23 protein-coding genes are annotated in these 22,451 nt (G+C 70.7%); 11 read left to right on the forward strand and 12 right to left on the reverse strand.

Annotation, left to right across the window (positions count from 1 at the left end; genetic code table 11):
- Positions 1–5: 5 nt before the first annotated feature.
- Entirely contained in the window at positions 6–866 is an 861-nt protein-coding gene (locus FHS39_RS19260) for a COG1470 family protein (protein ID WP_184350574.1), read from the forward strand.
- Positions 863–1,822, forward strand: coding sequence for a neocarzinostatin apoprotein domain-containing protein (locus tag FHS39_RS19265; protein WP_184350575.1), 960 nt, complete (start codon positions 863–865; stop codon positions 1,820–1,822). Before FHS39_RS19260 ends, FHS39_RS19265 begins: the two co-directional genes overlap by 4 nt.
- 60 nt (positions 1,823–1,882) lie before the next feature.
- Here the strand turns inward: FHS39_RS19265 and FHS39_RS19270 are convergent, their stop codons facing one another.
- Positions 1,883–3,418, reverse strand: a complete 1,536-nt coding sequence (locus FHS39_RS19270; RefSeq protein WP_184350576.1) for a peptide MFS transporter — start codon at positions 3,416–3,418, stop codon at positions 1,883–1,885.
- Positions 3,419–3,894: 476 nt separating this feature from the next.
- On the opposite strand from FHS39_RS19270, the gene FHS39_RS19275 reads away from it, so the two are divergent.
- Positions 3,895–4,575: a response regulator transcription factor gene (locus tag FHS39_RS19275; protein WP_184350577.1), complete on the forward strand. Its 681-nt coding sequence runs from the start codon at positions 3,895–3,897 to the stop codon at positions 4,573–4,575.
- A 40-nt stretch (positions 4,576–4,615) separates the two neighbouring features.
- Complete coding sequence (locus FHS39_RS19280) at positions 4,616–5,869, forward strand: HAMP domain-containing histidine kinase (RefSeq protein WP_184350578.1); 1,254 nt, start codon at positions 4,616–4,618, stop codon at positions 5,867–5,869.
- 55 nt (positions 5,870–5,924) lie between these two features.
- Here the strand turns inward: FHS39_RS19280 and FHS39_RS19285 are convergent, their stop codons facing one another.
- On the reverse strand, positions 5,925–6,431 hold the full coding sequence (locus tag FHS39_RS19285) for a GtrA family protein (RefSeq protein WP_184350579.1): 507 nt from the start codon (positions 6,429–6,431) through the stop codon (positions 5,925–5,927).
- Positions 6,432–6,542: 111 nt separating this feature from the next.
- Between FHS39_RS19285 and FHS39_RS19290 the strand changes: the two genes are divergently transcribed.
- The 3 genes from FHS39_RS19290 to FHS39_RS19300 are packed head-to-tail and all read left to right on the forward strand — an operon-like array spanning position 6,543 to position 9,468.
- Positions 6,543–7,739, forward strand: coding sequence for a 5-(carboxyamino)imidazole ribonucleotide synthase (locus FHS39_RS19290; protein WP_184350580.1), 1,197 nt, complete (start codon positions 6,543–6,545; stop codon positions 7,737–7,739).
- Positions 7,736–8,269: a 5-(carboxyamino)imidazole ribonucleotide mutase gene (purE, locus tag FHS39_RS19295; RefSeq protein WP_184350581.1), complete on the forward strand. Its 534-nt coding sequence runs from the start codon at positions 7,736–7,738 to the stop codon at positions 8,267–8,269. The genes FHS39_RS19290 and purE overlap by 4 nt, the downstream gene beginning before the upstream one ends.
- 5 nt (positions 8,270–8,274) lie before the next feature.
- A complete protein-coding gene (locus FHS39_RS19300) occupies positions 8,275–9,468 on the forward strand; it encodes a membrane dipeptidase (protein ID WP_184350582.1) in 1,194 nt (397 codons plus the stop codon).
- A gap of 52 nt (positions 9,469–9,520) precedes the next feature.
- Here the strand turns inward: FHS39_RS19300 and FHS39_RS19305 are convergent, their stop codons facing one another.
- On the reverse strand, positions 9,521–10,861 hold the full coding sequence (locus tag FHS39_RS19305) for a UDP-glucose dehydrogenase family protein (RefSeq protein WP_184350583.1): 1,341 nt from the start codon (positions 10,859–10,861) through the stop codon (positions 9,521–9,523).
- Between the two features lie 181 nt (positions 10,862–11,042).
- On the opposite strand from FHS39_RS19305, the gene FHS39_RS19310 reads away from it, so the two are divergent.
- Entirely contained in the window at positions 11,043–12,203 is a 1,161-nt protein-coding gene (locus tag FHS39_RS19310; RefSeq protein WP_184350584.1) for an acyl-CoA dehydrogenase, read from the forward strand.
- Positions 12,204–12,332: 129 nt separating this feature from the next.
- On the opposite strand, the gene FHS39_RS19315 is transcribed toward FHS39_RS19310, so the two are convergent.
- From FHS39_RS19315 to FHS39_RS19340, 6 genes are all read right to left on the reverse strand, one after another.
- On the reverse strand, positions 12,333–12,518 hold the full coding sequence (locus FHS39_RS19315) for a hypothetical protein (protein ID WP_184350585.1): 186 nt from the start codon (positions 12,516–12,518) through the stop codon (positions 12,333–12,335).
- Positions 12,515–12,661 carry a hypothetical protein gene (locus FHS39_RS19320; RefSeq protein WP_184350586.1) on the reverse strand — a complete coding sequence of 49 codons (147 nt, stop codon included), beginning with the start codon at positions 12,659–12,661 and terminating at the stop codon, positions 12,515–12,517. The genes FHS39_RS19315 and FHS39_RS19320 overlap by 4 nt, the downstream gene beginning before the upstream one ends.
- 77 nt (positions 12,662–12,738) lie before the next feature.
- On the reverse strand, positions 12,739–13,035 hold the full coding sequence (locus tag FHS39_RS19325) for a hypothetical protein (RefSeq protein ID WP_184350587.1): 297 nt from the start codon (positions 13,033–13,035) through the stop codon (positions 12,739–12,741).
- Positions 13,036–13,097: 62 nt separating this feature from the next.
- Positions 13,098–13,946, reverse strand: a complete 849-nt coding sequence (locus tag FHS39_RS19330; protein ID WP_184350588.1) for a helix-turn-helix domain-containing protein — start codon at positions 13,944–13,946, stop codon at positions 13,098–13,100.
- A gap of 22 nt (positions 13,947–13,968) precedes the next feature.
- Positions 13,969–14,493: a DUF6879 family protein gene (locus FHS39_RS19335; RefSeq protein ID WP_184350589.1), complete on the reverse strand. Its 525-nt coding sequence runs from the start codon at positions 14,491–14,493 to the stop codon at positions 13,969–13,971.
- Positions 14,474–14,707, reverse strand: a complete 234-nt coding sequence (locus tag FHS39_RS19340) for a hypothetical protein (protein ID WP_184350590.1) — start codon at positions 14,705–14,707, stop codon at positions 14,474–14,476. The genes FHS39_RS19335 and FHS39_RS19340 overlap by 20 nt, the downstream gene beginning before the upstream one ends.
- 415 nt (positions 14,708–15,122) lie before the next feature.
- On the opposite strand from FHS39_RS19340, the gene FHS39_RS19345 reads away from it, so the two are divergent.
- A complete protein-coding gene (locus FHS39_RS19345) occupies positions 15,123–15,911 on the forward strand; it encodes a VOC family protein (protein ID WP_184350591.1) in 789 nt (262 codons plus the stop codon).
- 10 nt (positions 15,912–15,921) lie between these two features.
- Here FHS39_RS19345 and FHS39_RS19350 read toward each other — a convergent pair whose 3' ends face one another.
- The gene (locus FHS39_RS19350) at positions 15,922–17,172 is read right to left on the reverse strand and encodes an LCP family protein (RefSeq protein WP_184350592.1); all 1,251 of its coding nucleotides are present in this window, start codon (positions 17,170–17,172) and stop codon (positions 15,922–15,924) included.
- 121 nt (positions 17,173–17,293) lie between these two features.
- Here FHS39_RS19350 and FHS39_RS19355 point away from each other — a divergent pair, with 121 nt between their 5' ends.
- A complete protein-coding gene (locus FHS39_RS19355) occupies positions 17,294–17,842 on the forward strand; it encodes an acyl-CoA thioesterase (RefSeq protein WP_045932814.1) in 549 nt (182 codons plus the stop codon).
- Positions 17,843–17,854: 12 nt separating this feature from the next.
- On the opposite strand, the gene FHS39_RS19360 is transcribed toward FHS39_RS19355, so the two are convergent.
- Positions 17,855–19,369 (reverse strand): LCP family protein, encoded by a 1,515-nt coding sequence (locus FHS39_RS19360; protein ID WP_184350593.1) that lies wholly within the window; start codon positions 19,367–19,369, stop codon positions 17,855–17,857.
- A 200-nt stretch (positions 19,370–19,569) separates the two neighbouring features.
- Between FHS39_RS19360 and FHS39_RS19365 the strand changes: the two genes are divergently transcribed.
- Positions 19,570–20,592, forward strand: a complete 1,023-nt coding sequence (locus tag FHS39_RS19365; protein WP_045932805.1) for a glycosyltransferase family 2 protein — start codon at positions 19,570–19,572, stop codon at positions 20,590–20,592.
- Positions 20,593–20,644: 52 nt separating this feature from the next.
- Here the strand turns inward: FHS39_RS19365 and FHS39_RS19370 are convergent, their stop codons facing one another.
- Positions 20,645–22,417, reverse strand: coding sequence for an LCP family protein (locus FHS39_RS19370; RefSeq protein ID WP_184350594.1), 1,773 nt, complete (start codon positions 22,415–22,417; stop codon positions 20,645–20,647).
- Positions 22,418–22,451: the final 34 nt, after the last annotated feature.

The raw sequence follows: 22,451 nt of genomic DNA on the forward strand, positions 1-22,451 counted from the left end.
CCGCGATGCCGTCCCGCACCCCCGCCGCCCTCCTGGCCGCCCTGGCCCTGCTCGCCGCTCCCGCGGTCCCGGCGGCCGCCTCGGACGCCGGTGCCTGGACGGCGGCGCCCGCACCCGGCGGCGGGCAGGGGCGGCCCGCGGCGGAGGACCGGTCGTCGTTCTACCTGGAGGGGGGGCCGGGCACGGTCTTCGAGGACAGGCTGACGCTCGTCAACCCCGGCCGCGGCCCCCTGGCCGTGGAGGTGCGCGGCACCGGCCCGTGGATCGCCCTCGCCGCCCGGCGGCTGACCGTGCCGCCCCGCACCCGCGCCGACGTCCCGCTCACGGTCACCGTGCCGCCGGGCACATCCCCCGGCGACCACCCCGCCGCCGTCCTCGCCACCGCCGGCGGCCGGCAGGTCCGCGTGCCGATGGCCGTCCGCGTCAGCGGCCCGCTGCTCGCCGCCCTCGCCGTCGAACATGTGCAGGTCAGCGGTACGGGCCGGGGGACGGTCATCCGCTACGACCTGGTCAACCGGGGCAACACCACCCTCGCCCCGCGCCTGATGCTGCGTGCCGAGGGCCTCTTCGGGCGGGTCATGCGGCGCACCGCGAGCTGTACGCCCGCCGCTCTGGCACCCGGGCGCAGCGTCCGGCTGGCGGAGAAGTGGCCCGATGCCCCGCGTCTGGACCGGGTCACGGTGAGCGTCACGGCCACTGCGCGGGGCGCCGCCCGCGCCACCGCGAGCGGCTCGTACACGCCCCTGCCCTGGCTGGGCCCGTCGCTGGCCGCGGCGGGCGCCCTGGCGGCCGGGTGGGGGGCCCTGCGGCTGACACGCCGCGTACGCCGCCGCGGGCGTCGACCGGCGGCGGAGGCCGCAGCGTGAAGCCCGGCCTGCGCGCCCTGCTCGCGACTCTGTGCGCTCTGTGCGCGCTGCTCCTGCCCCCCGTCGGACCCGCACCGGCCGCGGCGTCCGAGGCGGCCGACCCGGCCGTCGCCGTCGACCGCTCCGAAGCCCGTACGGGCGAGAACGTCACGGTCAGTGGCTCGGGCTGGCGGCCCGGGGCGCTGCTGACGCTGCTGGTCTGCGGGCAGAACATGATCGGCGGCACCAACGCCTGCGCCAACGCCGACGGCCGCACGGTGACGACCGCCGCCGACGGCACCTTCCGCCGGGTGCTGCCGGTCGCCGCGCCGCCCAAGCCGTGTCCGTGCGTCGTCCACGTCGCGACCGTCACCGGCGACCCTGCTGCCGCCGACGCGGCGTTCTCCGTCGCCGGGCACCCGGTGGCGCCGCTGCCCCGGCCGAGCGGCGGCGAGCGGCTGAGCGTCCTGCAGGCCCGGCTGGAGGGCCACAGCGGGCTGCTGACCTGGTTCGGGGCGCCGCCCAAGCGCCGCCTGGTGGTGACCGTCGCCAACCTGGGGGCGAACCCGGCCGCCGATCCGGTCTTCCGCCTGGGCACCTCCCGCGGGGTGCTCGCCCCCTCCTGGGAGGACCGCCCCTGGCACGGCACGGTGGCGGCGGGACGCAAGGAGCGGGTCGCGCTGGACGTGGAGCTGGCGGCGGGCGCGTACGGCGACTACCTCGTCTCGCTCGAGTACGGCGGCAAGGTCCTCGTCGAGCAGCCCTGGGACGTCGGCCGCCCGTGGGGCGTGACGCTGTTCTGGGTCCTGCTGTGCGTGGTGGTGGCCGTGGGGCTCTTCCGGGCCGGGATGGCGGTGGTCGGCCGCATCCGGCCGCCCGCGCCCGCCGCCGCCCCCGGCCCGTCGCCGCAGGGCCCCGCCCTGCCCTGGTTCAGGCCGGAGACCGACCCGGGCGCACACGGCAAGGAGGAGGGATGACATACGACGAGGGCCCCCGGTGCGCAGTGCACCGGGGGCCCTCGTCGCGAGGTCTCCGCGTCAGCGGATGTTGCCCATGAGGCCCTCGATCTTCTTGCGGTACATCCACACCGCGACACCGGCCAGCGCGGCCAGGGCGGCCTGCAGCAGGATCACGTTGGTGCCGTCGAGGTCCACCTTCGCGATGGAGAGCAGACCCGTGGTGCAGTCACCGGCGGTGACGGCGAGGAACCACACGCCCATCATCTGGCTCGCGTACTTCTGCGGCGCCATCTTCGTGGTGAGCGACAGGCCGACCGGGGAGAGGCTCAGCTCACCCATGGTCTGGATCATGTAGATCGCCAGCAGCCACGCGGGGCTGACCTTCGTGCCGTCCGAGGCCATGCCCATCGGGACGGCGAAGACGAAGAACGAGGCACCGATGACGACCATCGCCATCGCGAACTTCACCGTGGTGCTGGGCTCGCGGTTGCGGCGGGCCAGGGCCATCCACGCGAAGGCGAAGACCGGCGCCAGCGCCATGACCCACAGCGGGTTGACCGACTGGAACCACGTCGAGGGGAAGTTGATCCCGAAGACGTTGTCCGCGGTCTTCTTCTCGGCGAAGGTCGACATCGTCGAACCGGCCTGGTCGAAGATCATCCAGAACACCGCGGCGGCCACGAAGAACCAGATGTAACCGCTGACCCGGGTCTGCTCGGACGCCGAGAGCTCCTTGTCGCGCTTGATGCGGACGAGGACGGAGATCGGGATGATCAGACCGGCGATGGTGATCGGGACCAGGGCCCAGTTGAGGGTGAAGTGACCGGTGCCGCCCACGATGCCGTAGAAGACGGCCGCGACGGCCAGCCAGATGAGGCCCTTGGTGAGCGTGGACTTCTTCTCCGCGGCCGAGAGCGGCTTCGGGACGATGCTGCTCTTGGGGTTCAGGTGGCGGGTGCCCCACAGGAAGAAGGCCAGGCCGATCGCCATGCCGACGGCGGCGATGGTGAAGCCCAGGTGCCAGTTGTACTTCTGGCCGATGGTGCCGATGACCAGCGGCGAGAAGAAGGCGCCGAGGTTGATGCCCATGTAGAAGACGGTGAAGCCGCCGTCACGACGCGGGTCCTCCGGACCGTCGTAGAGGTGGCCGACCATCGTCGAGATGTTGGACTTCAGCAGGCCGGAGCCGAGCGCGACGAGGGCCAGGCCCACGAAGAACGTCGGCTTGCCGGGGATGGCCAGCGCCAAGTGGCCGACCATGATCGTGCTGGCCGCGATGGTGACCGTCTTGCGCGGGCCCCAGACGCGGTCGCCGAACCAGCCGCCGGGCATGGCGAGCAGGTACACCATGGCGACGTAGACGGAGTAGATGGCCACCGAGCTGGCCTCGGGCATCGCCAGACCGCCGCCCTGGCTGCCGGGCTTGGCATCGGGGCCGCCGGCGATCAGGTAGACGACAAGCAGTGCGCGCATGCCGTAGTAGGAGAAGCGCTCCCACATCTCGGTCATGAAGAGCGGGGCCAGGCCGAAGGGATGGCCGAAGAAGGTCTTGCCACCGGAAGCCGGAGAGGTGTTCTCCTGCTTGGCAGCGTCCTTCGTCAGGCTGGACGCCATGGTCGATCCTTGTGTGCTCGGGACGCGCGAGGGGGGGGTGAGCTTGTGCGCGCCCGGGTGGGGAGGCCGGCACCGGCACCGCACCGTCCGCCCCCCAAGCCCAAGGGGTTCGCCCCCGACACGGAGGGGGCGGCAGGACGGCCGTACACCGGGATCCACGCCCCCGCGCATCTTCGCGCGGCGGACCCGGCCGACAGGTCATTCACTATGAAGCAAGTCCGGGATTCGCCCGGCTCCTGCGGCACAAATAAGACCTCCGGCGTGTCTGACAGCCGAAGGTCCTCGGTAGTGCTACAGACTTCCGGTCACCATACGTCACACCCCGCCCCGGTATGGAAGGAGTTGAGACATGGATCACAGGTGACCTTGGAACCATTCACACGTATTCGAAGGTGATAGCACTTTCGGTGAAGTGTTGCCGTAGGTAGCCCTCAGTACACCTCTGACGTGCGCCCGAGCGGACTACCATCACCCCCATGACCCGAGTACTGCTCGCCGAGGATGACGCTTCCATCTCGGAGCCGCTCGCACGCGCCCTGCGCCGCGAAGGATACGAGGTGGAGGTACGCGAAGACGGTCCGACCGCGCTGGACGCCGGCCTCCAGGGAGGAGTGGACCTGCTCGTCCTCGACCTCGGGCTGCCCGGCATGGACGGACTGGAAGTCTGCCGCAGGCTGCGCACCGAAGGCCATGGTTTCCCGGTGCTGGTGCTCACCGCCCGCGCCGATGAGGTGGACACCGTCGTCGGTCTGGACGCCGGCGCCGACGACTACGTCACCAAGCCCTTCCGCCTCGCCGAGCTGCTCGCCCGGGTACGGGCCCTGCTGCGGCGCGGCACCGTCGAGTCCCAGCAGCAGCCGCCCGCCACCCACGGGGTCCGGATCGACGTCGAGTCGCACCGCGCCTGGATGGGCGACGAGGAACTCCAGCTCACCGCAAAGGAGTTCGACCTGCTGCGGGTGCTGGTGCGCGACGCGGGCCGGGTCGTCACCCGGGACCAGCTGATGCGCGAGGTCTGGGACACCACCTGGTGGTCCTCGACCAAGACCCTCGACATGCACATCTCCTGGCTCCGCAAGAAGCTCGGGGACGACGCCGCGAACCCCCGCTACATCGCCACCGTCCGCGGTGTCGGCTTCCGGTTCGAGAAGAGCTGACGCCGCGGGCGAGGGCCCGCAAGACAGAAAGACGAGCATCGTGCGCCGCCGACTGATCAACTCCACGCTCGCCGTCGTGCTCGTCGTGATCGCCGTCTTCGGCATCTCGCTCGTCATCGTCGAGACCCGCACCATCGAGAGCAGCGCCCAGGAGAGCGTGCAGTCCGAGGCGGTGCGCCTGGTCAGCATCGTCGACAGCCGGCTGGCCGGCGGCGAGCGCGTCGAGTCGGGGGTGCTGCGCGAGCAGATCACCCCCGAGCGGTACGCACGCGTCGACATCCCCAGCCGGGCCGCCATCGAGCTGGGCAGTCGCCCCCAGGGCGGCGTGATCACCGCGACGCAGAAGGGCGAGCAGGGCGAGACCGTCCGCGTCGAGGAGTCCCGCTCCACGGTCAGCAAGGAAGTCGGCCGCACCCTCCTCGTCATCCTCGCCGTGGCGCTGCTGGCCGTCGTGGCCGCCGTCTTCCTCGCCGTCCGCCAGGCCAACCGGCTCACCGCGCCGCTCATCGACCTCGCCGAGACCGCCGAGCGGCTGGGCTCCGGGGACCCCCGCCCCCGGCACCGCCGCTACGGGGTGCCGGAGCTGGACCGGGTGGCCGACGTGCTGGACGCGAGCGCCGAGCGGATCGCCCGGATGCTCACCGCCGAGCGGCGGCTCGCCGCCGACGCCTCGCACCAGCTGCGCACGCCCCTGACGGCGCTGTCCATGCGGCTGGAGGAGATCACGCTCACCGACGACCCGGAGACGGTCAAGGAAGAGGCGACGATCGCCCTCACCCAGGTGGAGCGGCTCACCGACGTCGTCCAGCGGCTGCTGACCAACTCCCGTGACCCGCAGACCGGTTCCGCGGTCACCTTCGACCTCGACGAGGTCATCAAGCAGCAGATCGAGGAGTGGCGGCCGGCCACCCGCAGCGGCGGCCGCGCCCTGGTCCGCTCCGGCAAGGAGGGCCTGCGCGCGGTGGGCACGCCCGGCGCCGTCTCGCAGGTGCTCGCCACGCTGATCGAGAACTCGCTGATGCACGGCGACGGCACGGTCGCCCTGCGGACGCGCGTCACCGGCAACCAGGCCGTCGTGGAGGTCACCGACGAGGGTCCGGGGGTCCCCGTCGACCTGGGCTCGCGGGTCTTCGAGCGGACGGTCAGCGGCCGCAACTCCACCGGGCTCGGGCTTGCCGTGGCCCGCGACCTGGCAGAGGCGGACGGCGGGCGGCTGGAACTCCTCCAGCAGCACCCGCCGGTCTTCGCGCTGTTCTTGAGCCGCGGAGCGGATCAGACGATAGAAGGGGTCTGAGCCGCGGAGCGGATCCGGGCGACGTGTAGGGGCTGCCTGCTTTACGGGTAAGGGGCTACTTGCGCGCTTCCACGCGCGGGGGCGCCGCCGCCAGGAACGATTCGGCGGTCTCCACGGCCGCCCGGGCCGGCAGCGCCCGGAAGACCCACGTGCGGTAGGACCAGAAGCGGAAGACCGTGCCGATGCCGAGGCCGATCACGTTCTTCGCGATGTTGTCGGCGAGGGGCGAGGTCAGGCCCAGGCCGTAGTGCGAGAGGCCCAGGATGCCGTTCTCGATCACCAGCCCGACGCCGCTGAAGAGAAGGAACAGGGACAGTTCGCGGCTGCGCCGGTTCTTGTCGCCGCCGCGGTACGTCCAGTAGCGGTTTCCGATGTAGTTGGCACCGATGGCCACCGCGGTGGCGATGATGCCCGAACGCACCACCGCGAGGTGCATGCCGTGGACGCAGAAGTTGAAGACGGTGAAGTTGACCACGAATCCGATGGCGCCCACGGCGCCGAACTTCGCGATTTCGCGGGCCAGCCGCTCCAGCCGGGAACGCACTGTGCGCCGTTGAGTCATGCCGTTCATGCTAACCAGCGGGCTTCGCCCACGACCCGGAGAGTCGGTGAACGGTCGGCTAACGGGCCCTTTTCGGGCAGGGGCGGCCAACAAGCGACACCGCGCCGGGTCTTGGAGGATCATCCAGGGGCGGTAGGGGCGGTTCGTACGTACGGATACCCTGGGGGCGTGACGTTTCCGGTAGTCGGCATGGTCGGCGGCGGCCAGCTCGCCCGTATGACCCACGAGGCGGGCATCCCCCTCGGTATCAAGTTCAAGCTGCTCAGCGACACCCCGCAGGACTCGGCGGCCCAGGTGGTGAGCGACGTCGTCATCGGCGACTACCGCGACCTGGACACCCTTCGTGCTTTCGCACAAGGCTGTGACGTGATCACCTTCGATCACGAGCACGTTCCCACCGAGCACCTCAGGGCCCTGGAGGCCGACGGCATCCCCGTCCGCCCGGGGCCCGACGCATTGGTGCACGCCCAGGACAAGGGTGTGATGCGGGCGAAGCTCACGGAGATCGGCGTGCCCTGCCCACGGCACCGCATCGTCCGTGACCCCGCCGACGTGGCACGGTTCGCGGCGGAAGGCGAAGGATTTCCCGTCGTCCTCAAGACCGTCCGCGGCGGCTACGACGGCAAGGGCGTCTGGGTCGTACGGAGCGAGGCCGAGGCCGCGGAGCCCTTCCGGGCCGGCGTGCCGGTGCTCGCCGAGGAGAAGGTCGCCTTCACCCGTGAGCTCGCCGCCAACGTCGTCCGCTCCCCGCACGGCCAGGCAGTCTCCTACCCCGTCGTCGAGTCCGTCCAGGTCGACGGCGTCTGCGACACCGTGATCGCCCCCGCGCCCGGCCTGTCCGAGGAGCTCTCCGCCCGCGCCCAGCAGCTCGCGCTCAAGATCGCCAAGGAGCTGGGCGTCGTCGGACACCTCGCCGTGGAGCTCTTCGAGACCGCCGACGGCCGGGTGCTCGTCAACGAACTGGCGATGCGCCCGCACAACTCCGGGCACTGGACCCAGGACGGCGCGATCACCTCGCAGTTCGCCAACCACGTCCGCGCCGTGCTGGACCTGCCGCTCGGCGACCCGCGCCCGCGCGCCAAGTGGGCCGTCATGGCCAACGTGCTCGGCGGCGACTACCCCGACATGTACTCCGCGTACCTTCATTGCATGGCACGGGACCCGGGCCTGAAGATCCATATGTACGGCAAGGACGTCAAGCCCGGCCGCAAGGTCGGACACGTCAACACCTACGGCGACGACCTGGCGGACGTGCGCGAGCGCGCGAGCCACGCCGCCGGATACCTGCGAGGAACGATCACCGAATGACATCTCCCCGCTCCCCCCTCGTCGGCATCGTCATGGGCTCGGACTCCGACTGGCCCGTCATGGAAGAGGCCGCCAAGGCCCTGGACGAGTTCGAGATCCCCTACGAGGTCGACGTCGTCTCCGCACACCGGATGCCGCGCGAGATGGTCGCCTACGGCGAGCAGGCCCACGGCCGCGGGCTGAAGGCGATCATCGCGGGGGCGGGGGGCGCGGCCCATCTGCCCGGGATGCTCGCCTCCGTCACCCCGCTGCCGGTGATCGGGGTGCCCGTACCGCTCAAGTACCTGGACGGCATGGATTCCCTGCTGTCCATCGTGCAGATGCCGGCCGGCGTGCCGGTCGCCACCGTCTCCGTGGCCGGCGCCCGCAACGCGGGCCTGCTGGCGGTGCGGATGCTCGCCGCGCATGACGGCGGCCTCCTGGAGCGGATGCGCAGCTTCCAGGACGAGCTCAACGAGCAGGCCACCGAGAAGGGCCGCCGGCTGCGGGCCAAGGCGCAGGGCGCCGCGGGCTTCGGGTTCGGACAGTGAGCGCCGTGAACGAGCCGGCCGAGCTGGTCCGCGCCCGCGAACTGCTCGCCGCCCACCCCGTGGTGGACGGCCACAACGACCTGCCCTGGGCGCTGCGCCAGACCGTCGGCTACGACCTCGGCCGCCGCGACGTCACCGCCGACCAGACCGGACACCTCCACACGGACCTGCCCCGGATGCGGGCGGGCGGGGTCGGCGCACAGTTCTGGTCGGTGTACGTACGGACGGACATGGCCGGCGACGACGCCGTCAGCGCGACGCTCGAACAGATCGACGTCGTACGGCAGATGGCGGACCGCTACCCCGGCGAGCTGCGGCTCGCCCTCACCGCCGACGACATGGAGGCGGCGCGGGCCGAGGGCCGCATCGCCTCCCTCATGGGCGCCGAGGGCGGGCACAGCATCAACAACTCCCTCGCCACGCTGCGGGCCCTGCACCAGCTCGGCGTCCGCTACATGACGCTCACCCACAACGACAACGTCGCCTGGGCGGACTCCGCCACGGACGAGCCCGCGGCCGGCGGCCTGACGCGCTTCGGCGAAGAGGTCGTGCGCGAGATGAACCGCATCGGCATGCTCGTGGACCTCTCGCACGTGTCCGCCGACACGATGCGGGACGCACTGCGGGTCAGCGAGGCGCCGGTGATCTTCTCGCACTCCTCGGCGCGCGCGGTGTGCGACCACCCGCGCAACATCCCCGACGACGTGCTCGGCTCGCTGGCGGCCAACGGCGGTGTCGCCATGGCGACCTTCGTCCCGAAGTTCGTCCTGCCCGCCGCGATCGAGTGGACGCTGGCCGCGGACGAGAACATGCGGGCCCACGGCTTCCACCACCTGGACACGACCGCCGAGGCCATGAAGGTGCAGCGGGCGTACGAGGACGGGCACCCGCGCCCGGTCGCCACGGCGTCGACGGTGGCCGACCACCTCGACCACATGCGTGAGGTCGCGGGCGTCGACCACATCGGCATCGGCGGCGACTACGACGGCACGGCCTTCACCCCCGCCGACCTCCCGGACGTCTCGGGCTACCCGAACCTGATCGCGGAGCTGCTGCGCCGGGGATGGTCGGACGCCGATCTGGCCAAGCTCACCTGGCAGAACGCGGTGCGGGTCCTGAGGGCGGCGGAAGACGCCTCCCGCACGCTGTCCGCGGTGCGGGGCCCGTCGATCGCGACCCTGCAGCAGCTGGACGGCTGAGCCGCGGAGGGGCGGGGCCCGGTGTGCGCAGCGCACCCGGGCCCGTACGGGGCTATGCCCGGGGGCGACCCATCGCGCGGTACGTCCAGCCCGCCGCCCGCCACGTGCCGGCGTCCAGCGCGTTGCGTCCGTCGAGGATCCGCTGCGCCGCCACCACGTCGCCCAGCTCCGCCGGGTCCAGCTCGCGGAATTCACGCCACTCCGTGAGGTGCAGCACCACATGCGCCCCGCGGCACGCGTCCAGCGCCGTGGGCGCGTAGGCCAGCGTGGGGTAGAGCCGCCGGGCGTTGTCCATGCCCTTGGGGTCGTACACCGTGACCTGGCCGCCCTGCAGATGGATCTGCCCGGCGACGTTGAGTGCGGGCGAGTCCCGGACGTCGTCCGAGTCCGGCTTGAACGTGGCGCCCAGCACCGCCACCCGCTGCCCGAGGAAGCTGCCGCCCACGCTCTCGCGGGCGAGCTCGACCATGTGCGAGCGGCGCCGCATGTTGATGGAGTCGACCTCGCGCAGGAAAGTCAGCGCCTGGTCGACGCCCAGCTCCCCGGCCCGCGCCATGAAGGCCCGGATGTCCTTGGGCAGGCAGCCCCCGCCGAAGCCGACCCCGGCCCGCAGGAACTTCTTGCCGATCCGGTCGTCGTGGCCGATGGCCTCGGCCAGCTTCGCCACGTCGCCGTCGGCGGCCTCGCATACCTCGGCCATGGCGTTGATGAAAGAAATCTTGGTCGCCAGGAAGGAGTTGGCGGCGGTCTTGACCAGCTCGGCCGTCGGGTAGTCGGCGACCACGAACGGCGTGCCCTCCCCGATCGGCGTCGCGTACACCTCGCGCAGCACCTTCTCGGCCCGCTCCCCGGCGACGCCGACCACGATCCGGTCGGGGTGCAGCGTGTCCTCGACGGCGAACCCCTCGCGCAGGAACTCGGGGTTCCACGCCAGCTCCACATCGCTGCCGGCCGGTGCCAGCTCCACGAGCAGCTCGGCCAGCCGTGCCGCACTGCCGACCGGCACCGTCGACTTGCCGACGACCAGCGCCGGGCGGCGCAGCTGCGGCGCGAGGGAGGTGAAGGCGCTCTCGACGTAGGACATGTCGCAGGCGTACTCGCCGTGCTTCTGCGGGGTGTTCACACAGATGAAGTGGACGTCGCCGAACTCGCCGGCCTCCTCGAAGGACGTCGTGAAGCGCAGCCGCCCGCTCGACCCCTCGATCCCGGCGACGTGCTTGCGCAGCAGCTCCTCCAGCCCCGGCTCGTACATCGGGACCTTGCCGTGCGAGAGGGACTCCACCTTCTCGGGCACGACGTCGAGGCCCAGGACGTCGAACCCCAGCTCGGCCATGGCCGCGGCGTGCGTGGCGCCGAGGTAGCCGGTGCCGATCACAGTGATCTTGGGGGCCATGCGGTGCTCCTGGTGCTGTCACGTGCTGACGGGGCTGACTGCGGGCCCGAGCATAGTCGGGGCCGGGGGAGGGAAGCCCTCCGGTAGCCCGGTGGCTGTCGGCAAGCTCACGTATACCCGCCGTGGGCCACCGCCCTAGAATCGGGTTACTAAACGGTAGTTAACTCTCAGGGAGCACGCCTTGGCGGGATCAAAGGACTTCGACCTGTACCGGCCGTCCGAGGAGCACGACGAGCTGCGCAAGGTCGTGCGCTCGCTCGCCGAGGCCAAGATCGCGCCGTTCGCCGCCGAGGTGGACGAGGAGGGCCGCTTCCCGCAGGAGGCGCTCGACGCCCTGGTCGCCGCCGACCTGCACGCGGTGCACGTCCCCGAGGAGTTCGGCGGCGCGGGCGCGGACGCCCTGGCCACCGTGATCGTCATCGAAGAGGTCGCCCGCGTGTGCGCCTCTTCCTCTCTTATCCCCGCGGTCAACAAGCTCGGCTCCCTGCCGGTCGTGCTGTCCGGCTCCGAGGCGCTCAAGAAGCAGTACCTGAGCCCGCTCGCCAAGGGCGACGCGATGTTCTCGTACGCCCTCTCCGAGCCCGACGCGGGCTCGGACGCGGCCGGCATGAAGACCAAGGCCGTGCGCGACGGCGACCACTGGGTGCTCAACGGCGTGAAGCGCTGGATCACCAACGCGGGCGTCTCCGAGTACTACACGGTGATGGCCGTCACCGACCCGGAGAAGCGCTCCAAGGGCATCTCCGCCTTCGTGGTCGAGAAGTCCGACGAGGGCGTCTCCTTCGGTGCCCCCGAGAAGAAGCTGGGCATCAAGGGTTCCCCGACCCGCGAGATCTACCTCGACAACGTTCGCATCCCCGCCGACCGCATGATCGGCGAGGAGGGCACCGGCTTCGCCACGGCGATGAAGACCCTGGACCACACCCGCATCACGATCGCGGCCCAGGCCCTCGGCATCGCCCAGGGCGCGCTGGACTACGCCAAGGGCTACGTCCAGGAGCGCAAGCAGTTCGGCAAGCCGATCGCCGACTTCCAGGGCATCCAGTTCATGCTGGCCGACATGGCCATGAAGCTGGAGGCCGCCCGCCAGCTGACGTACTCGGCGGCAGCCAAGTCCGAGCGCGTCGACGGCGACCTCACCTTCTTCGGCGCCGCGGCCAAGTGCTTCGCCTCCGACGTCGCCATGGAGGTCACCACGGACGCCGTCCAGCTCCTCGGCGGCTACGGCTACACCCGTGACTACCCGGTGGAGCGCATGATGCGCGACGCGAAGATCACGCAGATTTATGAAGGCACGAACCAGGTCCAGCGGATCGTCATGGCGAGGAACCTGCCGAAGTAGCAGCCGCTGACCTGCACAAACGACACAGCCCCCGGCGTCGAGCCGGGGGCTGTTCGTATGGGTGGGGGCCACCTCTGACCGCTCGGTGGGATCGTCTGCGCCGGGCGTGAGCATCGTGGTAGTGGCCGCTCACACGAGGCTGACTCCGGCTTGGGCCTTGATCGTGTCCACGGCTTCATCGGTGAGCCACCGAAGCGGCACGACCGTCCAACGGCGGCCCTTGCGCATGATCACGGCCTTACCGTCCTCGGTGGTCTCGCACCGCATGAAGCCTTGCTCTCTCAGGTCCTGAATCAGATCCTCGCCGCGCTTCATTTCCCTTCCCGGTCCTTGTCGTCCGCCATCCCGCTGTATACGTCGCCGTTCTGAGAGACGCGGGCGTCAGGATCGGTCGCCTGGTCCTGGTTGGCCTGTGGGTCCCAGGGCTCGCCTGCGTTCTCGAAGTCCTTCCCACCCATTTTGTGGGTACTCCTTCCTGCTCAACCCTGTGCCGACACGAGGACCTTCCCCGTGGCGCCGTGCGGCGGACACCGGGTCAGGAATCGTGGCCGGGCCTGCGCAGGTGAGGCGCGTCCCGCTTCACCGACTCCGCGTGGATCAGGGCGTCGACCAGCTTCAGGGCCCTGGTCAGCGGCACCGTCCCCAGGTACACGTGCGGTTCACCGGACAGGGACGCGCGGCCCATGAGCTGCGGCCACGAGTCCCTGTCGCCGACCCTGATGCCCATCTCCGCCAGCGCACGACCCAGCATGAAAGCCATGTCGTCGGCTTTCTTCTTGCCTGCCAGGAAGGCGTCGGCTTGCTGTGCGGCTGCTTCGATGTCCGTGGTCATGGCGAAGAGGCTAGGAACCCGAGGGGGGCAACTGCGAGAAAGTTGCAGGCGGTTGCAGAGATTCAGGCTAGGGAGTCGATGGCCTTGGTGATGTGGGCCCGAGCCTGCGCGCCGTGGACGGCGATCTGCGACAGTTCCGCGAAGGCTTTGAGGTACGTACCGACCTCCCCGGGCGCCGCCACGTTGATCTCGGCCGTCAGAGTCTCGACGGCCACCAGCCCTTCGTCGAAGGCATAGAACGCTTCCAGGGGCCAGATTCTCCGGCGAGCCCCGAAGGGGATCACGCCGAGCGAGACGTTCGCCTGTGCCATGACCGAGAGAAGGTAGCCAAGCTGACCGGCCATGGCCTCGTCATCGCACACGCGGTAGTAGAGGACGGCTTCCTCTATGAGCAGGGCGAACCGGTGGTCGCCTTCACGCACGACCCGCGAACGGTCGAGGCGTGCCTTCACCGCAGCCTCGACGTCATCGGGAGTCTGCTGAAACTCCGTGATGGAGCGGAGGAGGCCGGTTGCGTACTCGGCAGTCTGGAGCATCCCCGGCATGAGGTTCGAGGCGTACACGCGGAAGTGCCGGGTTCGCTGGTAGAGCGGCGTCGTCTTCTGGTGAACGCGGCGCATCCCGTCGCGGTGGATCTGCTTCCACTGGACGTACATGGACTCGGCGGTCCGGGACGCGGCGATCAGGTCGGCCGCTTGTTCCTCGGCTCCGCAGGCTGCGCACCATGACCTGATGTCGGCATCGGAGGGCAGGGTCCTGCCCCGGGCGATGCGTGACGACTTCGACTTGTGCCAGCCGCACCGGGCGGCCAGCTCGTGTCCTGTGAGTCCTGCGTCTCTCCGGATCTCGTCCAGGCGGGACGCGATGGCAGCCCGTGCCGCTTGGGCGCTGGAGAAGGGGGACGAAGACATGAGCTGACCGACCCGGCCCGCGTCAGACCGTGTACTTCTCGTGGGGGACGGCGCGCTCCCACACTGCTTCGAAGGCTGACGCGCAGAGCCTTGCCGTGGCGGCGTCCTCCGTCTGGTCCGTCTGCACCCATCGGCCGTCGCCGTCGAAGATGTTGAACTGCACCACTCGACCGTCGAAGAGCCAGAAGTCATTGCCGGGGAGCGCGAGGTCCGACGCCTGCCGTCTCGGCAGCCAACGGATGTCCTCACCGGCTGCGACGTTGGTGAACGTCCCGGAGTGCTCGAAGCGGATGTAGTCGCTGACGGGCTCCGACACGATGCGGGCACGGCGCATGGTCACGCCCTTGCCCGTGACCTCCTGCACCAGGTCCAGCCAGGGCCGCCACCAGGACTCGCGATCTGCCGGATCGAGGCGGTGCCCCTTCTTCCAGGCCGCGAAGCCCTCGATCTCGTTCTCCACTCCGTACGCGTCGCGCATCTCCAGATGCACCGCCGAGCGCTCTGCGGACCGCAACAGGTCGGCAAAGCTACTCAAGCTCTGCGACATCAAGCGCCTCCCTAAGAAGCGGGATCATCCGCTTCGGTACCCGGATCACTGCCTCGTGGTCGGGCTGCGAGACGTCCGCCGCGCAGTCCCTTCGCGTCTGGCCGTCCGCCTTCCAGCCCTGGAGCAGGAGATCCTTCGTGCTCTCGTCGACCCAGACGGCCGGGGAGCCGTGATCTCCTGACTCCGGATCTTTCCCGACGAACCGTAGTGTCATAACGACCTCTGTTGCCGAGCCAGTCGTGATCGGTTGCAAGACCCTCGTACTCACGCGGCCTGCCGTCAAGAGGGCGTGCGACTGGCCTGGACCCCCGCAAGGGTGATCATTGGGAAATGCTGGGGAGGGCCCCTCTCAGGTGCCCATCCGTGCAGGTCAGAGTCCTGTTATCCGTGAAGCACGCAGATTTGCGAAGGCACGAATCAGGTGCAGCGCATCGTCATGGCGAGGAACCTGCCGTAGCGGCGTTCACTGCAGACGGCACAGCCCCCGGCGCGATGCCGGGGGCTGTGCCGTCTGGGTGGGGTCGGGCGGCCCCCTCCGGATCCGGGTTCGGGTGGCGCCCGGCACCCCTTCGGGTCAAGGTGGTGCGCAGGCGGGGGGCCGCACCGCAACCGCCCTGGAGGGTCGCGTCATGCCCGAGGTATCCGTCCCGTACGTGCCCGGCACGCCCTGTTGGGTCGATCTGATGGTTCCCGACCAGCGAGCGGCCCTGGACTTCTACCGGGACCTGTTCGGCTGGCAGGGGGAGCCCGGGCCGCCGGAGACCGGTGGGTACGCGGTGTGCACGCTGCGTGGCAAGCCGGTGGCGGGGATCATGACCGCGATGGCCCCGGAGGGCGGGGCCTCGCCGCCCACCGCCTGGACCACGTATCTCGCGGTGGAGAACGCCGACGAGACCACGGCGAAGATCGCGGCCCGCGGTGGGGCGGTCCTGCAGGAGGCCATCGACGTGATGGACCTCGGCCGGATGGCCGCGGCCGCCGACCCCATGGGCGCGGTGTTCGGGCTGTGGGAGGCCCGGGACTTCATCGGCTCGCAGGTGGTCAACGAGCCCGGCTCGGTGGTGTGGAACGAGCTCAACACCGCCGACCCCTCCGCCGCCGAGGACTTCTACGGGGACGCGCTGGGCCTGACCGTCAGCCCCATGCAGCACGCGACCGGCTACTTCTCCCTCAACGCCGACGGCCGGATGGTCGCCGGTATGCAGGGCCTGGACCGGCTGCCGGAGGGCACGCCCCCGCACTGGCTGACGTACTTCTCGGTCGACGACACCGACAGCACGGTCGACGCCCTGGTCCGGGCGGGCGGCTCGGTGCTCAAGCCGCCCTTCGACATGGAGGCGGGCCGGATGTCCGTGGTCCGCGACCCGCAGGGCGCGGCCTTCGCGATGATCGACGCGACGGGGCCGGAGCCCGGCTGACCGCCGGGGCTCACCGGCCGGAGTCGAGGGTGACCTTCTGGTCCTTCTTCAGCTGGTCGAAGAGGAGCTTGGCCTTGGCGGTGTCCCACTTCACGGCGGAGCCGTCGCGCGTGGCCAGGTCCGGATTGGAGACCGGCACGGTCAGCTGCTTCCCGTCGCCGCCCGTCACGCCCTTCATCGCCCAGAACATCGAGGTCAGGTCCCACAGCCCCATGTCCTTGTCGACGATGAGGGTGTCGAGCCCGGAGCCGATCACGGGGTAGAGGCGGAAGGGATTGAGGACGGTGGCGGGGGAGGCGGCCTGCTTGGCGAGGGTGTTGAGGAACTTCTGCTGGTTGCGCATGCGCCCCAGGTCCTGGTCCGCCTCCTGGTGCCGCTGGCGGACGAAGGCCAGCGACTGGGCGCCGTTCAGCTCCTGGCAGCCGGCCTTGAAGTCGGCGCCCGAGTCGCGGTCCTTGACCGGCTTGTCCAGGCACATCTCCACCCCGCCCAGGGCGTCGACCAGATTGCGGAAGCCGCCGAAGCCGATCTCCGCGTAGTGGTCGATCCGCAGCCCGGTGTTGTACTCCACGGTCCGGGCCAGCAGCTCGGCGCCGCCGTCCGAGTAGGCCTGGTTGAGCTTGTGCGTGGAGGCGGCGTAGCGCTTGCCGGACGTCTTGCCGGTGAAGGCGGGGATGGTGACGTACGAGTCGCGGGGCAGGCTCAGCATGGTGGTGCCGTTGTCACCGGTGTGCAGGATCATCATCGAGTCGGTGCGCTTGCCCTCCGCCGACCCGGTGTGCAGTTCCTTCTTGTCCTGATCCGAGAGGCCCTCGCGGCTGTCGGAGCCCACGATGAGGTAGTTCGTGCCCTGCCCGGCCGGCGGCCGGTCCTCGACCTGGCCGAGGTCGACCTCGCGGCGCATCTTGGAGTCGGCCCAGAAGTACGTGCTGACCGAGACGGCGAGCAGTGCAGTGATGAAGACGATGGCGCCGATCTTGATTCTCCGGCGCCAGTTCGGGGCGCCGGTGCGCCGCGGGCGGCCCCGGCCGTGCGGCTCGCCGCCGCCGGAAGGGCCGCCGGGCCCGTAGACCCGGCCCGTGGAGTAGCCGTCGCGGTCCGGGCCGCCGGGGGAGTCGTAGCCCTCGGGCGGCCGGTACTGCTGCGGCGGGGTGCGCCGGACGTGCGGCATGGTGCGGACACCGTCCGGTTCTGTGCCGGTGCTGCCGCGCCCGTACCGCTCGCGGCGGTCCTGGGTCCGCCCTTCGGGCCAGTCGTTCATGACATCGAGTGTGCCTGGCGGTGCACGGGGCCCCACAGCGAGCGGATGGGACCGTGGCGAGGCTGTTGCAGAGACGATGCAGAAACGGTTTGCTGCCCGGCGCCCGCATACAGTGGGGGACATGACCATTTTGGACCGGGGCGCGGACCCGGAGATAGCCGGGAAGCCCACCTCGGCGTCCCGCACGACCCTCTCGCACATCATGACCGGCAACGACACCAACCTGCTGGGCACCGTGCACGGCGGTGTGATCATGAAACTGGTGGACGACGCCGCCGGCGCGGTCGCCGGCCGGCACTCGGGCGGCCCCGCGGTCACCGCCTCGATGGACGAGATGGCGTTCCTGGAGCCGGTCCGGGTGGGCGACCTCGTGCATGTGAAGGCCCAGGTCAACTGGACCGGCCGGTCCTCGATGGAGATCGGCGTGCGGGTGCTCGCCGAGCGCTGGAACGAGTCGACGCCCGCCACCCAGGTCGGCAGCGCCTACCTCGTCTTCGCCGCCGTCGACGAGGACGGCAGGCCCAGGCGCGTACCGCAGGTCATGCCGGAGACGGAGAAGGACCGCCGGCGCTACCAGGAGGCCCAGATCCGGCGCACCCACCGGCTGGCCCGACGCCGCGCGATCATGGAGCTGCGCGAGAAGCGCGTGGCCGAGGGGCTCGACGACTGAGCCGCGCCGCCCTCACAGGCCCTGCGGACACACCACCTGGTCGCCGGTGACGATCTCGGTGCCGTGCGCCCGCTGGACCGGGGGCCGGGGCTGCACCGGGTGGACCCCGGTGAAGTCCGTACCGAGCGTCACCTTCATCAGCGGCCCCTGCCCGGGCACCGGCTGGAGCCGGGCGCCGGGCAGCGCGGCGGCGATCGTGTGCACCGAGCGGTCCCACCGAGGGTCGTAGGTGATCACCGTCTGCCGGGCGAGGGGCGGCGGGGCATCGGCGGGCAGGCCGGTGGTGGCGAAGCCCGCGGCGTGCAGCTCCTGGTCCGTGGTGCGGGCGAGGCCGGCGCGCCCGGTGCCGTTGTAGACCTGCACCCGGACCTCGCCGGGAGCCACGTCGACGGGCTCCTGCTGCGACTGCGACTGCGGCTGTGCCAGCTGCTGACCGGGCGGCCGCTCGGAGGGCTTGGCGTCGTGCGGCGCGTGCGGGCCGGGGGCGACGCCCAGCGGCCGGTCCTCGCGCAGCGCCCGGAAGAGCTTGCCCGCCGCGGCCTCGTCCCACTTCACCGTCGAGCCGATCTGCGGTACGGGGAAGTCCACGACCCCGATGGGGACGGAGGTGAACTCGGCGGAGGCCGGGTTCAGGCTCTTCATCGCCCGGCCCAGCTCGACGAGGTCGGCGGCCTCCAGCCCGCGGTCGGCGCGGACCGAGCCGATCACGGTGGAGGCGACCTCCCGGAACTTCACGGGGTTCAGCAGCACCCCGCCGTTCGCCGCCTGGTGCATCAGAGCGGCGAGGAAGCGCTGCTGGCGCTGCATCCGGCCCAGGTCCGCGGCGCCGTCCAGATGCCGGGAGCGCACGTACTGCAGGGCCTGGCCGCCGCCCAGCCGGCTTGCGCCCGCCGGGAGGTCCAGCCCGGTGTAGCCGTCCTTGAGCGGCCGCTCGGTGCACACCTGCACGCCGCCCACCACGTCGACGGTCTTCATGAAGCTGGTGAAGTCGACCTCCAGGTAGTGATCGACGTGCACCCCGGTCAGCCGCTCGACCGACCGTACGGTCATGGGGGGGCCGCCCTCGGCGTAGGCGGCGTTCAGCTTCAGCGGATGGGTGGGGTGGATCCTGCCCGTCGCGTCGGTGTACTCGGGGATCTCGGTGTAGGTGTCGCGGGGGAGGCTGACCACGCTGGCCCGGTCGCGGGCGTCGGAGAGGTGCACCAGCATCATCGTGTCGGTGCAGTGACAGGGGACCCCGCCGAGGTGGTAGGCCCGCCGCTCCTGCTCCGTGATCTTGTCGCGGCCGTCGGTGCCGACGATCAGGATGTTCATGCCCTGGCCGCCGCCCGGCCGGTCCGACAGCCCGCCGAAGGGATCGACCCGGCCGAGGCCGCCGTCGATCCGGCTGACCACCGCGTGCCCGATGCCTCCCGCGCCCAGCACGGCGATCGCCGCCCCCACGGCCAAGCGCAGCCCCCACCGCGGGCGGCGCGGGGCGCTGTGGCGGGGCCGGTGCTGGCGGGCGGAGCGGGCCGGTGCGGTCATTTCTAGACCTCCGCGACAACTGGGGAGAAACCGAAAACACCGTAGGTCAATACGATGAGCTGCATGCGGCCCCACGCCGTCCGCGCAGTGCCCGCCACCCGGGCGGGGCGGGACCGTGTCCTCCATTGGCGGTAACGTGACCGAGGATTGTCGAGGAACAGCCGTCCGCCGGGGGCCGACCCCCGAACCACCGAGGAACCATGCCCGATCAGCAGCAGCCGCCCGCCGTTTCCGTGATCATGCCGGTGCTCAATGAAGAGCGGCATCTGCGCACCTCCGTGCGGCACATCCTGGAGCAGGAGTATGCCGGTGACATGGAGGTGGTCATCGCCCTCGGTCCGTCCACGGACCGCACGGACGAGATCGCCGCGGAGCTCGTCCGGGAGGACTCCCGGGTGCATACGGTGCCCAATCCCACCGGACGCACCCCTGCCGCCCTCAATGCCGCGATCAAGGCATCACGTCACCCGATCGTGGTACGGGTCGACGGGCACGGCATGCTCTCCCCGGACTACATCGCGACCGCCGTCCGGCTGCTGGACGAGACCGGCGCGCAGAACGTGGGCGGCATCATGCACGCCGAGGGAGAGAACGCCTGGGAGGAGGCGGTCGCCGCGGCGATGACCTCCAAGATCGGCGTGGGCAACGCGGCCTTCCACACCGGCGGTGCCGCAGGCCCCGCCGAAACCGTGTATCTGGGTGTCTTCCGGCGCGAGGCGCTGGAGCGGCAGGGCGGCTACAACGAGGAGTTCATCCGCGCCCAGGACTGGGAGCTGAACTTCCGCATCCGCGAGGCGGGCGGGCTGATCTGGTTCTCCCCGGAGCTCAAGGTCTCCTACCGGCCGCGGCCCAACGTCAAGGCGCTCGCCAAGCAGTACAAGGACTACGGCCGCTGGCGGCACGTGGTCGCCCGCTTCCACCAGGGGTCGATCAACCTGCGCTACCTCGCGCCGCCCACCGCCGTGCTCGCCATCGCGGCCGGGATCGTCGTGGGCGCCACCGTCACCCCGTGGGGCCTGGTCGTGCCCGCCGGGTACCTGGCCGCGATCACGGCGGGTTCCGTCCCGGCGGGCAAGGGGCTGTCGCCGGCCGCGCGGGTACGGATCCCGGTGGCGCTGGCGACCATGCACATGTCGTGGGGCTTCGGCTTCCTCACCAGCCCGCGCTCGCTCGCGAAGAAGGTCATCGCCAGCCGCCGCCCGGCGGTCCGGGCGGCGGAGTAACGGCGGCCGCGCGCCGCTTCCGGTCTCCCGGAAGCGGCGCGCGGCCGCCGCGTCAGAAGCGGTTGAGCGGGTTGACCTTCATGCAGGCCGACTTGTCGTCACCGTTGAGCGGATCCGAGCTCTCCGGCGCCTTGTTGTCGTCGGCCTTCTTCTTCGGGTCCTTCTTGCCGTCGTCGCCGGACTTGCCGTCGTCCGGCTTGTCCGAAGCGGAGGCCGAAGTGGAGGCCGAGGGCGTGGCGGACGGGTCCGTCTCGTCGTCCTGCGTCTTCGGGTAGGCCGTGCCCGTACGCCAGTCGCCGCCGACGGTCAGCGTCATCTGCTGCACCTCCGGCGAGTGCCGCACCGCGGTGTCCGGCAGTCCGAGCGCCTTGGCCACGGCCAGGGCGTCGCCGCGCTGCGTCGCCTTCGGGTAGGTGATGGTGGTGTCCGCCTGCGCCCGGGGGGAGGAGTCGGAGGTGGCCTTGGTGAAGCCCTGCTTGACCAGGAACTCGGCGATGTCGGCGCCCCGGCCGGTGGCCGGCGGCTCCACGGCGGTGCCGGTGCCGTTGAAGACGGTGATGGCGATGTCGCTCTTGGGGGCGGCAGGGGCGGCGGAGGCGCCGGCCTTGTCGTCCTTCTTCTTGTCCTTGCCGTCCAGCGCGATGTCGTTGCGGACGAGCGAGAAGAGCTTGTCGGCGTCGCCGGGCTTGGGGATCACGTGCGCGTCCGGGTCCTGCGGGTCCGTCGCCCACGGCATGGTGGTCATCGTGATCCGGCCGGACGGCACCCGCTTGAGGTCGTTGCCGAGGTCGTAGAGCTTCTTGACCGAGCCGAGGTCCTTGTCGACGGTGAGTGCCTTGGTGGCGGCCTCGGCGAGGTCGGTGAGCTGGTTGGGGTCGGTGAGCTTGCTGCCCGCCTTCAGCTGCCGGACCATCGAGTTCATGTAGATGTGCTGGGCGTGGGTGCGGCCGATGTCGCTCCCGTCCTCGAAGCCGTGCCGGGTGCGCAGCCACTGCAGCGCCTGCTGGCCCTTGACGGTGTGGGTGCCCTTCTGCAGGCGCAGGCCGGACTTGTCGTCGTAGACGTTGGCGTCGACGCAGACCGGGACGCCGCCGACGGCGTCGGCCATGGAGACCACGCCCGAGAAGTCGACCATCATGAAGTGGTCGATGGGTATGCCCGTGAGCTCTTCCCAGGTGGCCACGGTGCAGCCCGGACCGCCGTTGGCGAGGCTGGTGTTGATGATCTGACGGTTGGTCTCCTTGTAGACCTTCCCGTCCTCGGGGTCCGTGCACTTGGGGATCGTCACCCGGGTGTCGCGGGGGACGCTGATGACGGACATGTTGGAGCGGTCGGCCGAGACGTGCAGCAGCATCTGCACATCGGCGAGCGCGGGCCGGTCGGCGTCGTCGCGGGCCCCGCCCAGCTCCTGGTTCGCCTTGCTCGCCCGGCTGTCGGAGCCCAGGAGCAGGATGTTCAGGGGGCGCTGGCCGTCGGCGTTGGCGACGCTGCGGTCCAGCTGCTTGTCGCCGAGGTTGAGCTTGTTCTTCTTGATGTTGCCGTTGAGGTGCTCGTAGTAGAGGTAGCCAGCGGCGGAGACGCCGAGGATGAGGACCGCGAGGCCGAGCGCGGACCAGCGGGCTATTCGGGCCGCACGGCTGCGGCCGCCGCCCGGGGGTATGGAACCGCCGGGCTTCTTCGCGTTCTTGGCGCCCTTGGTGCCGTCGGACCCCTTGGCTCCCTCGGCTCCCTTGGCGTCCCCGGCGCCCCCGGTGTCCTTGGCGCTCTTGGCGTCCGCGGACCCCTGTGCGGCCTGCTCCTTGCGCACGCCGCTGCTCTGCCGCATCGGGCCTCCCCTGAAATGGTGCGTCCGGCCCGAT

This window comes from Streptomyces olivoverticillatus, from assembly GCF_014203555.1.
Classification (GTDB): domain Bacteria; phylum Actinomycetota; class Actinomycetes; order Streptomycetales; family Streptomycetaceae; genus Streptomyces; species Streptomyces olivoverticillatus.

Coding starts and splice junctions, on each gene's coding strand:
- FHS39_RS19355 (WP_045932814.1), top strand. CDS start 17,294: ATGACCATTTTGGACCGGGGCGCGGACCCGGAGATAGCCGGGAAGCCC.
- purE (WP_184350581.1), top strand. CDS start 7,736: ATGACATCTCCCCGCTCCCCCCTCGTCGGCATCGTCATGGGCTCGGAC.
- FHS39_RS19320 (WP_184350586.1), bottom strand. CDS start 12,661: ATGGGTGGGAAGGACTTCGAGAACGCAGGCGAGCCCTGGGACCCACAG.
- FHS39_RS19275 (WP_184350577.1), top strand. CDS start 3,895: ATGACCCGAGTACTGCTCGCCGAGGATGACGCTTCCATCTCGGAGCCG.
- FHS39_RS19260 (WP_184350574.1), top strand. CDS start 6: ATGCCGTCCCGCACCCCCGCCGCCCTCCTGGCCGCCCTGGCCCTGCTC.
- FHS39_RS19285 (WP_184350579.1), bottom strand. CDS start 6,431: ATGACTCAACGGCGCACAGTGCGTTCCCGGCTGGAGCGGCTGGCCCGC.
- FHS39_RS19330 (WP_184350588.1), bottom strand. CDS start 13,946: ATGTCTTCGTCCCCCTTCTCCAGCGCCCAAGCGGCACGGGCTGCCATC.
- FHS39_RS19360 (WP_184350593.1), bottom strand. CDS start 19,369: ATGACCGCACCGGCCCGCTCCGCCCGCCAGCACCGGCCCCGCCACAGC.
- FHS39_RS19315 (WP_184350585.1), bottom strand. CDS start 12,518: ATGAAGCGCGGCGAGGATCTGATTCAGGACCTGAGAGAGCAAGGCTTC.
- FHS39_RS19325 (WP_184350587.1), bottom strand. CDS start 13,035: ATGACCACGGACATCGAAGCAGCCGCACAGCAAGCCGACGCCTTCCTG.
- FHS39_RS19335 (WP_184350589.1), bottom strand. CDS start 14,493: ATGTCGCAGAGCTTGAGTAGCTTTGCCGACCTGTTGCGGTCCGCAGAG.
- FHS39_RS19365 (WP_045932805.1), top strand. CDS start 19,570: ATGCCCGATCAGCAGCAGCCGCCCGCCGTTTCCGTGATCATGCCGGTG.
- FHS39_RS19340 (WP_184350590.1), bottom strand. CDS start 14,707: ATGACACTACGGTTCGTCGGGAAAGATCCGGAGTCAGGAGATCACGGC.
- FHS39_RS19345 (WP_184350591.1), top strand. CDS start 15,123: ATGCCCGAGGTATCCGTCCCGTACGTGCCCGGCACGCCCTGTTGGGTC.
- FHS39_RS19270 (WP_184350576.1), bottom strand. CDS start 3,418: ATGGCGTCCAGCCTGACGAAGGACGCTGCCAAGCAGGAGAACACCTCT.
- FHS39_RS19370 (WP_184350594.1), bottom strand. CDS start 22,417: ATGCGGCAGAGCAGCGGCGTGCGCAAGGAGCAGGCCGCACAGGGGTCC.
- FHS39_RS19350 (WP_184350592.1), bottom strand. CDS start 17,172: ATGAACGACTGGCCCGAAGGGCGGACCCAGGACCGCCGCGAGCGGTAC.
- FHS39_RS19305 (WP_184350583.1), bottom strand. CDS start 10,861: ATGGCCCCCAAGATCACTGTGATCGGCACCGGCTACCTCGGCGCCACG.